The 11,767-nt window shown below is 68.9% G+C and carries 11 protein-coding genes; 10 read left to right on the forward strand and 1 reads right to left on the reverse strand.

Going from position 1 to position 11,767, the window contains the following annotated elements; all coding sequences use genetic code 11:
- The first annotated feature begins 69 nt into the window (after positions 1–69).
- The 4 genes from A5789_RS09390 to A5789_RS09405 all read left to right on the forward strand — a co-directional run bounded on the left by A5789_RS09390 (position 70) and on the right by A5789_RS09405 (position 4,175).
- Entirely contained in the window at positions 70–948 is an 879-nt protein-coding gene (locus A5789_RS09390) for a cytochrome c (RefSeq protein WP_082940580.1), read from the forward strand.
- Between the two features lie 20 nt (positions 949–968).
- On the forward strand, positions 969–2,117 hold the full coding sequence (locus A5789_RS09395; RefSeq protein ID WP_063017294.1) for a ubiquinol-cytochrome c reductase iron-sulfur subunit: 1,149 nt from the start codon (positions 969–971) through the stop codon (positions 2,115–2,117).
- Positions 2,114–3,742, forward strand: coding sequence for a cytochrome bc complex cytochrome b subunit (locus A5789_RS09400; RefSeq protein WP_063017252.1), 1,629 nt, complete (start codon positions 2,114–2,116; stop codon positions 3,740–3,742). The genes A5789_RS09395 and A5789_RS09400 overlap by 4 nt, the downstream gene beginning before the upstream one ends.
- A 157-nt stretch (positions 3,743–3,899) precedes the next feature.
- Complete coding sequence (locus A5789_RS09405; RefSeq protein ID WP_036500227.1) at positions 3,900–4,175, forward strand: Lrp/AsnC family transcriptional regulator; 276 nt, start codon at positions 3,900–3,902, stop codon at positions 4,173–4,175.
- Positions 4,176–4,221: 46 nt separating this feature from the next.
- Here the strand turns inward: A5789_RS09405 and A5789_RS09410 are convergent, their stop codons facing one another.
- Positions 4,222–6,057 carry a DEDD exonuclease domain-containing protein gene (locus A5789_RS09410; RefSeq protein WP_082940581.1) on the reverse strand — a complete coding sequence of 612 codons (1,836 nt, stop codon included), beginning with the start codon at positions 6,055–6,057 and terminating at the stop codon, positions 4,222–4,224.
- Between the two features lie 550 nt (positions 6,058–6,607).
- On the opposite strand from A5789_RS09410, the gene A5789_RS09415 reads away from it, so the two are divergent.
- From A5789_RS09415 to A5789_RS09440, 6 genes are all read left to right on the forward strand, one after another.
- Entirely contained in the window at positions 6,608–7,201 is a 594-nt protein-coding gene (locus tag A5789_RS09415; RefSeq protein WP_063017254.1) for a C40 family peptidase, read from the forward strand.
- 174 nt (positions 7,202–7,375) lie between these two features.
- Positions 7,376–8,473, forward strand: coding sequence for an NlpC/P60 family protein (locus A5789_RS09420; protein WP_030514750.1), 1,098 nt, complete (start codon positions 7,376–7,378; stop codon positions 8,471–8,473).
- A 53-nt stretch (positions 8,474–8,526) separates the two neighbouring features.
- A complete protein-coding gene (locus tag A5789_RS09425; protein WP_064901523.1) occupies positions 8,527–9,528 on the forward strand; it encodes a hypothetical protein in 1,002 nt (333 codons plus the stop codon).
- A 66-nt stretch (positions 9,529–9,594) separates the two neighbouring features.
- Complete coding sequence (locus A5789_RS09430; RefSeq protein ID WP_064901525.1) at positions 9,595–10,767, forward strand: glycosyltransferase family 4 protein; 1,173 nt, start codon at positions 9,595–9,597, stop codon at positions 10,765–10,767.
- A gap of 123 nt (positions 10,768–10,890) precedes the next feature.
- Positions 10,891–11,274, forward strand: a complete 384-nt coding sequence (locus A5789_RS09435; protein ID WP_030514747.1) for a hypothetical protein — start codon at positions 10,891–10,893, stop codon at positions 11,272–11,274.
- 23 nt (positions 11,275–11,297) lie between these two features.
- The gene (locus tag A5789_RS09440) at positions 11,298–11,735 is read left to right on the forward strand and encodes an SRPBCC family protein (RefSeq protein ID WP_063017261.1); all 438 of its coding nucleotides are present in this window, start codon (positions 11,298–11,300) and stop codon (positions 11,733–11,735) included.
- The last annotated feature ends 32 nt before the right edge of the window (positions 11,736–11,767 follow it).

Genomic DNA, 11,767 nt, shown 5'->3' on the forward strand with positions numbered 1-11,767 from the left:
CGTCACGCGCGGTCCGCGACAAATACACACTTTGCACAAGTCGGTTCCGTCTACTCCAAAGGGACACAGATGAGTTCATCTCCCCCGTCAGCGCCAGATCCCACGAGCGGGATCGGCAGCGCTGAGAACAACCAGGCCATCAAGACCCGCAAGCAGCGCCGGATGCGCCGCAAGCTCGCCGGCGGTCTGGTTCTTCTGATGGGCCTCGTCGGAGCCGGCTTCGCGGCATCGGCGCTCACCCCGCACGCACAGGTCGCGACGGCCAACGAGGATCAGTCGGCGCTGATCCGCGAGGGTAAGCAGATCTACGAGACCTCCTGCATCACCTGTCACGGCGCCAACCTGCAGGGTGTTCAGGACCGCGGCCCCAGCCTGATCGGTGTCGGCGAGGCGGCGGTCTACTTCCAGGTGTCCACCGGTCGCATGCCCGCCGCGGGTAACGGCGCGCAGATCCAGCGCAAGCCCCCGAAGTTCGACGCCCGCCAGACCGACGCGCTGGGCGCGTACGTGGCGGCCAACGGCGGCGGCCCGACCGTGGTTCGCGACCCGAACGGCGAGATCGCGCAGGATTCCCTCATCAAGGGAGCCGACCTGGGACGCGGTGGCGAGTTGTTCCGCCTCAACTGCGCGTCCTGCCACAACTTCACCGGTAAGGGCGGTGCGCTGTCCTCCGGCAAGTTCGCGCCGTCGCTGGAGCAGGCCAACGCGCAGCAGATCTACACCGCGATGCTCACCGGCCCGCAGAACATGCCGAAATTCTCCGACCGGCAGCTGTCTCCGGAGGAGAAGCGTGACATCGTGGCCTATGTGAAGGACCGCACCGAGACCAAGCCGGAGGCCGGATACGGCCTGGGCGGTTTCGGTCCCGCGACCGAGGCCATCGCCATCTGGGTCGCCGGCATCATCGTGCTGGTCGGCGCCGCGATGTGGATCGGATCGCGATCATGAGCGAACAGGAGCGAAACGAGATGAGCCGGCCTGAGGATGGCGGCGGTAAGGGCGTGAACCTGAACCCCACCGAGGAGCAGCTCGACGCGATGTCGACCGCCGAGCTGGTCGAACTCGGTACCGCGCGCGACGGCGTCGACGTCGTCTACCGCGCTCCGCGCTGGCCGGTTCCGGGCACACGCGCGGAGAAGCGCGCCGAGCGGCACGTGACGTTCTGGTTCGCCATCTCCGCCCTCGCGGCCGCCGGGCTGATCGGCGTCTTCCTGTTCTGGCCCTGGGAGTACAAGGGCCGCAACGAGGACGGCAACGGCCTGTACTCGCTGGCCACGCCGCTCTACGGCCTGCTGCTGGGTATCGCGGTGCTGGCCATCGGTGTCGCCGCCGTCATCATCCGCAAGAAGTTCGTCCCGAACGAGATCTCCATCCAGACCCGCCACGACGGTCCCTCCGACGAGGTCGACCGGCGCACCCTGGGCGCGCAGCTGTCGGACGCGCTGGAGACCTCGACGCTGGGACGTCGCAAGATGATCACCCGTACCGCTGGACTGGGCGTGGGTGTGCTGGGTATCGGCGCACTGTTCCTGTTCGTCGGCGGCATGATCAAGAACCCGTGGGCCAAGGGCATGAAGTCCCCGCTGTGGGTGTCGGGCTGGACTCCGGACTTCCCGGGCCAGACGATCTACCTGCGCAAGGACACCGGCCGGCCCGAGGACATCGTGCTGGTGCGGCCGGAGGACCTCGACGCCGGCGCCATGGAGACCGTGTTCCCGTGGAAAGAGGAGTGGCGCGGCAACGAGGAGGAGACCCTCCAGTCGCTGCGTGGCATCCGTAACGCGGTCATGTTGATCCGCCTGCGCCCGGAGGACGGGCAGAAGGCGATCAAGCGCAGGGGCCAGGAGAGCTTCAACTTCGGTGACTACTGGGCGTACTCGAAGATCTGCACTCACCTGGGCTGCCCGACCTCGCTGTTCGAGCAGCAGACCAACCGGATCCTGTGCCCGTGCCATCAGTCGCAGTTCTCGGCGACCGAGTGGGGTAAGCCGATCTTCGGTCCCGCCGCCCGCGCGCTGCCGCAGCTGCCCATCACCGTCAACACCGACGGCTACCTGGTCGCCAACGGCGACTTCATCGAGCCGCTCGGTCCGGCCTTCTGGGAGCGTCGTTCATGAGTCCGAGCAAAGTGGTCGCACAGGCCAACGAGATGGACGAGCGGTACCGTGCCGCGGCGTTCGTGAAACGGTCGATCAACAAGGTCTTCCCGACCCACTGGTCGTTCCTGCTGGGTGAGATCGCGCTCTACGCCTTCATCATCCTGATCCTGTCGGGTATCTACCTGACGCTGTTCTTCGATCCGTCGATGAGCGAGGTCGTCTACCACGGCGCCTACCAGCCGCTGCGCGGCGTCACCATGTCACGGGCGTACGAGACGGCGCTGAACATCTCCTTCGAGGTGCGCGGCGGTCTGTTCGTCCGCCAGGTGCACCACTGGGCGGCGCTGCTGTTCGCGTGCTCGATCATCATCCACCTGTTCCGCATCTTCTTCACCGGCGCGTTCCGCAAGCCGCGTGAGGCGAACTGGGTTATCGGCTCGCTCCTGCTGATCCTGGCGATGTTCGAGGGCTTCTTCGGTTACTCGCTGCCCGACGACCTGCTGTCGGGTACCGGTCTGCGGGCCGCCTTCGGTGGTATCACCATGGGTATTCCGCTGGTCGGCACCTGGATGCACTGGCTGATCTTCGGCGGTGACTTCCCGGGCACGATCATCATCCCGCGTCTGTACATCGCGCACGTGCTGCTCTTCCCGGGCATCATGCTGGCGCTGATCGCGGCGCACGTGGCGATCGTCTGGTACCAGAAGCACACCCAGTTCCCCGGACCGGGCCGCACCGAGAACAACGTGGTCGGTGCCCGCATCGTGCCGGTGTTCGCCGCCGACCAGGGCGCGTTCTTCATGTTCACCCTCGGCGTGCTCGCCGTCATGGGTGGTGTGCTGCAGATCAACCCGATCTGGAACCTGGGTCCCTACAACCCGTCACAGGTCTCGGCCGGTTCGCAGCCCGACTTCTACATGATGTGGACCGACGGTATGGCCCGTCTGATGCCGCCGTGGGAGCTGTATCTGGGCCGCTACACCGTTCCGGCTCCGTTCTGGGTCGCGTTGATCATGGGTCTGGTGTTCGCGGTGCTGATCGCCTACCCGTGGATCGAGAAGCGCCTCACCGGCGACACGGTGCACCACAACATCCTGCAGCGTCCGCGTGACGTGCCGGTGCGCACCGCGATCGGCGCCATGGCCATCGCCTTCTACCTGGTGCTGACCCTGGCCTGTGTCAACGACATCATCGCGCTGAAGTTCGACGTGTCGCTGAACGCGACGACCTGGTTCTTCCGCATCGCCCTGCTCCTCGCGCCGCCGATCGCCTACTTCCTGGCGTACCGGTTGTGCCTGGGCCTGCAGCGCGCCGACCGCACGGTCCTCGAGCACGGCATCGAGACCGGTGTGATCAAGCGCCTGCCGCACGGTGAGTACATCGAGGTGCACCAGCCGCTGGGCCCGGTCGACGCCCACGGCCACCCGATTCCGCTGGAGTACCAGGGCGCGCCGGTGCCGAAGAAGATGAACAAGCTGGGCTGGGCCGGCAAGCCGGGTTCGGGTTCGTTCCTGCGGGCCGATCCGCCCGCCGAGGCCGAGGCACTCACCGCGAGCGAGCACGAGGCCGAGCACAAGCAGCTGGAGGTCCTGGCCACCTACCAGGAGCAGACCAGCGGCAGCGGCGGCAAGCACAGCCACTGAGTTCGCTGTTTCGGAGCCCCGAGTCGATCATTCGGCTCGGGGCTCCGTCGTATGTGCGGCCGTGTCATGTGCGGCTGGTGCCGTGTGGCGACCGCGTTCCTGCGGCGATACGGCCACGGTGCGGGCTCGTCGGCGGCGCGCAATTAGACTCGCGCTCATGATTACCGCGATCGTTCTGATCCACGCCGAGGCGGCCCGGATTCCCGAAACCGCGCAGGCACTGGCCGATCTCGACGGCGTCGCCGAGGTCTACTCGTGCGCGGGAGACGTCGATTTGATCGCGGTGGTGCGGGTGCGCGATCACGAACAGATCGCCGAGGTGGTGACCGGCCGGGTGAACAAGACCGCCGGAGTCTTGCGCACGACGACGCATATCGCCTTCAAGTCGTATTCGAGTGCGGATGTGGAGGCGGGGTTCTCGCTGGGGGAGTGAGTGCCGCGCTCGCGCCTGGTGTCCGGTGAAAACCGGCCGTGAGCTACTACGCGCTGGTACGCGTGAGGTATTCGCTCGCAGCCGATTCCACGCGGGTGGCCGCCTCGGCACGTTCGACCCAGGCGAGCCAGGGACCCGCGCCCAGCCGCGGTTCCCGGTAGCCGTCGCTGGTGCGGACGATGCGGGTCCCGGGTTGGTCGAGCCAGCGGGCGATCACGCCGGTCTCCTCGGGTGGGGCTCCGCGCAGCGGCGGGTGGTCGGGATCGTGCAGATCATCCGTGTCGGTGGGGATGCGCGGCTCCGGTGACGGGTTTGCTGTGATCGTGGTCGGGCGGACCGTCTCGGCGGCGGCGACCAGGCTCTCGACCACCGGCATCGGCGGGATACCGCGCGCGGCGGTTCCGGCGGCGGCGAGGCGGCCGTAGCGGATCACCGCGAATTCCCAGCCGCCGCTGCCGTCGGGGCGGGCCGCGATCAGCTCGGCGATCCGGGCCAGGGCGGCCAGGCGCTGAGTGCGCCGTAGCGCCCGCACCACGGCGCAGGTGCGATCACGCAGCCGCGCGGCGGCCTCGAAATGCTCTGCGGCGACGTACTCGTCGATGCGGGCGGCGATCGCGCGCAAGGGTGCGTCGTCGCGTCCGGTGAACAGATCCCGTACGGCCCGCGGGGCGGCCGCGTACTGTGCGCCCGGCGCCCGCTCGCCGAAGATCGCCGCCGGGCACGCGCCCACGGCCGCGGGCGGACAGTCGCCGCCGTGCACCCCGCCGCGGGGGATGCGTGTCGTGCAGGTCCGCAGTCCGCTGTATTCCGCGAGGGTTGCCGCGACCTCGGTGGCGTCGGTGCGGGAATGGAAGGGCCCCAGAGCATCTGCGGTGGGGGTGCGGCTCACCGCGAATCGGGGGAAGGGCTCGTCGGTCATCGTCAGCCACCAGGCGCGCTTGGGGAATTTCGAGCGCCGGTTGTAGGGCGGGGTGTGCGCCACCAGCAGGCGCAGCTCGCGCACCCCCGCTTCCAGTCCGTGCGCGCAGCGGACGTGATCGACGCGGGTGGCGAGCATGACCATTTCCCGCATGCGGGTACGGGTTTCGGAGCCGGTGAAGTAATTGCGCACGCGCCGGCGCAGATTCACCGCCGTCCCTATATAGAGGACCTCCTCCGAGGGTCCCCGGAACAGATACACCCCCGGTGCGGCGGGCAGATCGGCGGCGAGGATGCGCTTGGAGCGCTGGCGGCGGGTGACCTCGGGCAGATAGTCCATCAATTCGGGCAGGGTCTGGACCCCGAGATTGCCCACCCGTTCGAACAGCGCGTGCAGGACGTCGACGGTGGCGCGCGCGTCGTCGAGGGCGCGGTGGGTGGGCCGGGTGGAGGCGCCGAGGAGCTGAGCCAGCGCCGAGAGCCGCACCGTCGGCGCGTCGTCCCGATCGAGAATGCGCCGCGCCAGCTGAACCGTGCACAGCACCTGGAAGGCCGGCCATGCGGTCTCGCAGCGCTGGGCCGCCGCCTTCAGGAAGGACATGTCGAAGCGCGCGTTGTGGGCGACGAGCACTGCGCCCGACGCGAATTCGAGAAATCCGGGGAGCACGGCCTCGATTCGCGGGGCCTCCAGGACCATCGCGGTGGTGATGCCGGTGACCTGCACGATCTGCGGCGGAATCGCGCAGCCGGGATCGACCAGCGTCGCGAATTCGCCGAGTACTTCGCCGGCGCGCACCTTCACCGCACCTATTTCGGTGATGGCGTCCCCGTCGGGCCGGGTCCCGGTGGTCTCGAGGTCCACCACGACGAAGGTGACGTCTCGCAGTGCGATCTCGGGCTCGTCACCGCCGTGACCGGGAAGTTCGAGGGCCAGCTGGGCCGGTCGCGGTACGGGGGAGGGCACGGCGAGCAGCGTAGGCGCAGGGTCCGACAGGATCGTTCCGGATGTCGGCGGGCAGCCGGACCGGCGCGAGATTTGCGCTCTGCGAGGTTCGGATTGCACGAGTATGCCGAAAAGTGATCAGGGTCACGGTAATTCGGTATAGCTATGAATTAGCGGCGAACGAGCGAGGTCTGCGACGGCGACGGCGAAGCCGGGCTTGACTGTGCGGTGCCGGTTCTCAAACGTGCGGACTGTTCGGTTGGTTTCCGGCCGACATGCTCTCGGTTACTTGCGGTTTCCCGCCGGAGCGCCTCTCGGCTCCGGTGGTGGCTCGCCTGATCTCGGGACGGGATGCACCTGGGTAAACGCATCCGGCGACAGCCGTCGTTATCGTTTCGTGATCACTGTGAGCTATCTCGCATGCTGTCGAGCGGGGGCCTTTACCTGAACCCGAGACGACGCGTCCGGGCTTTACAACGCACCGTTATGCCCTCGTAATCTTTTCGAGACCTCACGGAGTCCGACGCACCACCGGGTGCGGCGTCGTGGGGCAGATGAGGAGTACCGCATCATGGCGATCAAGCGACAGGTTCAGGGGCTGCCTCGTACCGCCCGCCGGGCCGTTGCGGCCGGAGCCGTTGGCGCAGCAACCCTCAGCGCTCTGCTGCTCCCGGCGACCACCGCCGCGGCCGCGCCGGTCACCGTACCGGGCGTCGGCACCTTCGATGTTCCCGATCAGGTCCTCGGCGCCGTTCCGCAGGGCGCCGTCCCGCCGGGCATTCAGATTCCGGGGATCGCTCCCGCGCCGTTCGCGCCGCAGCAGACCGTCGGTCAGCGCGCGGCCGATGCCGCCCTGTCCAAGGTCGGCGCCCCCTACTCGTACGGTGCCGCCGGCCCGAACGCCTTCGACTGCTCGGGCCTGGTGAAGTGGTCTTACGAGCAGGCCGGGCGCGAACTGCCGCGCACGAGCTACGAACAGCTCGAGGAGGGCGCCCCCGTCTCGCTGGATGCGCTGCAGCCCGGTGACGTGGTGTCCTTCTACGGCGGCAGCCACTCCGCGCTCTATGTCGGCGACGGCAACGTGGTGCACGCCTCGACCGCCGGTGAGCCGGTGAAGGTCGCCCCGATCTCCTCGATGCCGGTCGCGGGCGCTCGCCGCTACTGATTCGACCCACCCGGATCGGCGCATTCCGCACAGTTCGGACCGCCGATCCGGGCATTCGGGCTATACGGCGTGATCGTTTCGTGCCCTGCTGGACATGGACGGTCGCCGTTCCGTAACCTTATCGAGACCTTCGTGGTTTCCAGCTCGGGACGAGAGAACGGGGCACGGCAGGCCGTGACAGCGCACAAGGGCAACGCGCAACGCAACAACAGAACCAGACGCCTGGTCGGCGGCTCACTGGCAGTGGGCGCGCTCGTGTTCGGAGCGTCTTCCGGTGGTTTGGCGACGGCCGATCCGGCTCCGGCGGAACAACCGGCCACTGCCGGTGACGCGGTGCAGCGGCTCATCGAGTTGTCGCATCAGTCCGAGCAGCTCAACCAGCAGGCGCTGGCCGCGCAGGGCGATCTGGAAGCCAAACAGGGCGTGGCCCGCGACGCCGATGCCAAACTCGCGACCGCGACCCAGGCCCTCGATGCCGCCAAGGCCGAGGTGCGCAAATATCAACCGGCCGTGGACCGGACCGCGATCGCCGCCTATCAGGGCGCCCGGACCAACCGGCTGTTCTCGGTGCTGGTCTCCGATTCCCCGCAGCAGTTGCTCGACCAGATGTCGACGCTGGATGTGCTGTCCACGCAGACCGCCGATCAGCTGACGCAATTCTCCAAGGCCACCGATTCGGCCACCGCCGCTGAAACCGCCGCCAAATCCGCCTCCGACGCCGCGCAGGCCGCCGCGCAGAAGGCCGACCAGGTGCGCGCGGACCTCGAACACAAGCGCGCCGATCTGCAGGGCGCGATGGCTCAGGTCATCCAGGCCTGGGGTGCGCTCTCGGCCGGGGAGAAATCCACCCTCGCCGGATCGCTGTTCCCGCCCGGTTTCGACCGCGACACCCTGCTGCGCGGCCTGGTCCCGGGCAGCGGTACCAGCGCGCTGGCCGCGGGATTGACCCGCGTCGGCGACCCGTACGTCTGGGGTGCGACCGGCCCCGATCAGTTCGACTGCTCCGGCCTGGTGCAGTGGGCTTTCCACCACGTGGGTATCGATCTGCCGCGCACCAGCCAGGCGCAGGCCACCGTCGGCACGCCGGTGTCGCGGGACTCGTTGCAGCCCGGCGACGTGGTGTTCTTCTATTCGGACGCCTCGCACGTCGGCATCTACGCCGGAAATGGCATGATCCTGCACGCCTCCACTTTCGGTGTGCCGGTCGCGGTGGCGCCGATGGGCAACACCCCCTTCCATTCCGCGCGCCGATACTGGATCGGAATGCCGTAAACACTGCGAGAATCTGGCGGCGAGTCATCACACCGACGTGAGGATCGTGTCGTATGAGCGGATTGTTGCGGGTCCGGACATGGCTGGCGCATCGTGGGCGCTTCGAATTCGTCGCCACCCTCGCCGTGGTGGTGGCGCTGACCGCGGCCGGCGGCGCCCTACTGCTGCTGCCGAAGACAGGCCTGCACACCGTGCCCGCCGCCGCGGAAACCGATTCCGCGCCCTCGCACGCCGATCCGCAGCTGCCCGAGTTGCGGCGCGTCATGAGTTCGTACGGACCCGTTGTCGCGCAACACGTTTCGGGTGACGACGGCAAGTTGTCGGTGGTACTGGGGCATCCGTACCAGCGCGGCGACGTCGACCAGCTCGCCCGCGAGGCCGGCCCGGCGGTCACGGCGGTCTCCCAGGTGTGGGGTACCGACTGGGCCCACGAAGCCGTGGTGGCCGTCGCGTCGAGCAGTTCCGAATTCGCGGCGCTGACCCACGCCACCGGTCCGGTGTCCGACCAGGTCGCGGCGGCCTCGGTGTCGGATCCGTTCGTACCCGGCACCCAGCCCACCGGTCAGCGGATCGTTTTCTCGCCCGATGCCGGGCGCCGGCTCGGCCCGGACGGTCTGCGCGAAACCCTGCGCCACGAACTCACCCACGTCGCCGCCCGGGCCGGGACCGTCGACGGTTCCCCGCAGTGGGTGCTGGAAGGGTTCGCCGAGTACTGCGGCCACCGCGGAGATCAGCAGCGTTTCGCGCAGCTCGCGCCGACCGTCACCACCCGCGCCCGCTCCGGTGAGCTGCCCGCGGACCTGCCGTCCGATACCGCGTTCACGCCGAGCCCCGGCGCCGATGCCGCCCTGGCCTACGAACAGGCCTGGTCGGCCAACGCGTTCGTCGCCGACCGATTCGGAGAGCCGAAACTCGTGGCGCTCTACCACCGGCTCGCCACCGGCCCCCAGGACCAGGCCGCGCTGGATCGCGGCCTGCGGGAGACACTCGGCCTGGGCCGAACCGAATTCGTCTCCGCCTGGCGCGACTGGATCAAGGCCCGCGTGGCCGCCTAGGAGCCCGGACGCGGCGGCCACACCCGTTGCGCCGGACGTGGCGGCCACACCCATAGACTCGCCCCCATGGGCCGCACGCTGTTGATCACCAACGACTTTCCGCCCCGGCCGGGCGGCATCCAGTCGTATGTTCATTCGCTCGCGCTGCGGATGCCGCCGGAGGACCTCGTGGTCTACGCGCCCCGCTGGCGCGGCGACTCCCATCTGCGGTTCGATGCCCAGCAGCCGTTCCGGGTGGTGCGCCACCCGACCACCCTGATGCTGCCGACCCCGCTGGTGCTGCGCCGCGCCGCCACGCTGCTGCGTGACGAACGATGCGATACCGTCTGGTTCGGTGCGGCCGCGCCACTGGCCCTGATGTCGCCGGCGCTGCGCCGTTTCGGCGCGGATCGGATCCTCGCCAGCACCCACGGCCACGAGGTGGGCTGGTCCATGCTGCCGGGCGCCCGGCAGGTGCTGCGGGTGATCGGTGACCACACCGATGTCGTCACCTACGTCAGCAAATACACGCGCCGCCGCTTCGCCGCGGCCTTCGGCGCCCAGGCTGCCCTGGAATACCTGCCGCCGGGGGTGGACAGCACCGTCTTCCGTCCCGACCCCGCCGCGCGGGCGGAACTGCGCGCCCGGTACGGCCTGGGCGAGCGGCCCACGGTGCTGTGCCTGTCGCGGCTGGTCCCGCGCAAGGGCCAGGACATGCTGATTCTGGCGATGCGCGAGATCCGCCGCCGCATCGACGGCGCGGTGCTGGTCATCGCGGGCGGTGGCCCGTACGAGGAGAAGTTGCGCGCGCTGGTGCGCGCGCTGGACCTGGAGTCGGACGTGGTGTTCACCGGTCGCGTCCCCGCCGCCGAACTGGCCGCCCACCACACCCTCGCCGACGTCTTCGCGATGCCCTCGCGCACCCGCGGCGCCGGGCTCGACGTGGAAGGCCTCGGCATCGTCTATCTGGAGGCATCGGCCACCGGCGTGCCCGTGGTCGCCGGAAACTCCGGCGGCGCACCGGAAACCGTTCTCGAGGGCCGCACCGGCACGGTGGTCGACGGGCGCGACGAACGAGCCGTGGCCGCCGCCGTCGTCGACATCCTGTCCGATCGCGACGCCGCGGCGCGGATGGGCGCCGCCGGTTGCGAATGGGTCGCCGACCAGTGGCGCTGGGACGTTCTGGGCGGCCGGTTGCGCGGTCTGCTCGATCCCGGCGCGCATTCCGGTGTCCTGGGATCCGACGGCTCCGTCCGGTGAGCCGGCCGGCGCCCCGGCCGCGCGTGACGGCAGGTCGCGCGGGCTCGGCACTGCGTTACCGCCTCCGGGCTCCGACCCAGTAGGCTCGGGCTTCATGAGCGAGCGCAGCAGCGAGCCACAGCCGTGAGCAGCATCCAGGTGGCCGACCAGACCTTCGTCGCCGCGCCCGGCGCCGCGGTCGCCGAGGTCCTGGCCGATCGGTCGCGATGGCACCGCTGGTGGCCCGACCTCACCCTCGAGGTGCGAGAAGACCGGGGTGACAAGGGAATTCGCTGGTCGGTCAGCGGGCCGCTGACCGGCACCATGGAGGTCTGGCTGGAGCCGTCGCTGGACGGGGTGATCCTGCACTACTTCATGCATGCCGAACCGCCGGGCGCGGCCGCACTCTCGCCCCGAACCCTGATGGCCGCCAACCGTTCCCGGCGGGTCGCCGGCAAGAAGATGTCGTTCGAGGTGAAATCGCGGCTGGAGGCCGGCCGTCCGGCCGGTGTGGCGCCGTCACGCTAGGTCGAAAGGAAACGCTGTCAGTCATGGCCGACCGGACCCAGAGGTCGATCACCATCGATGCCCCCTCGGATCGGGTGATGGCCGTCATCGCCGATCTACCGTCGTATCCCGAATGGGTATCGGCGGCACGATCGGTGGACGTACTGGAGACCTTCCCCGACGGACGGGCCCGCACGGCGAAGTTCGTGCTGGACGCCGGCGTCGTCAAGGACACCTACGTGCTGTCCTACACCTGGCGGGCCGACGGACGGGCGGTGAGCTGGCAACTGGTCAGTGGCGACCTGCAGAAGGCGCAGGACGGTACCTACGAGCTCATCGAGCAGCCCGACGGCACCACCCAGGTGGTGTACGAGCTGACCGTGGACCTCACCATCCCGATGATCGGGATGTTCAAACGCAAGGCCGAGAAGGTGATCACCGATACGGCCCTCAAAGAACTCAAGAAACGGGTCGAAGGCTGACCCGGCCTCCGCAGCGCGGTCGTGGTGCCGTC

This window comes from Nocardia sp. 852002-51101_SCH5132738, from assembly GCF_001665695.1.
Taxonomy (GTDB): domain Bacteria; phylum Actinomycetota; class Actinomycetes; order Mycobacteriales; family Mycobacteriaceae; genus Nocardia; species Nocardia nova.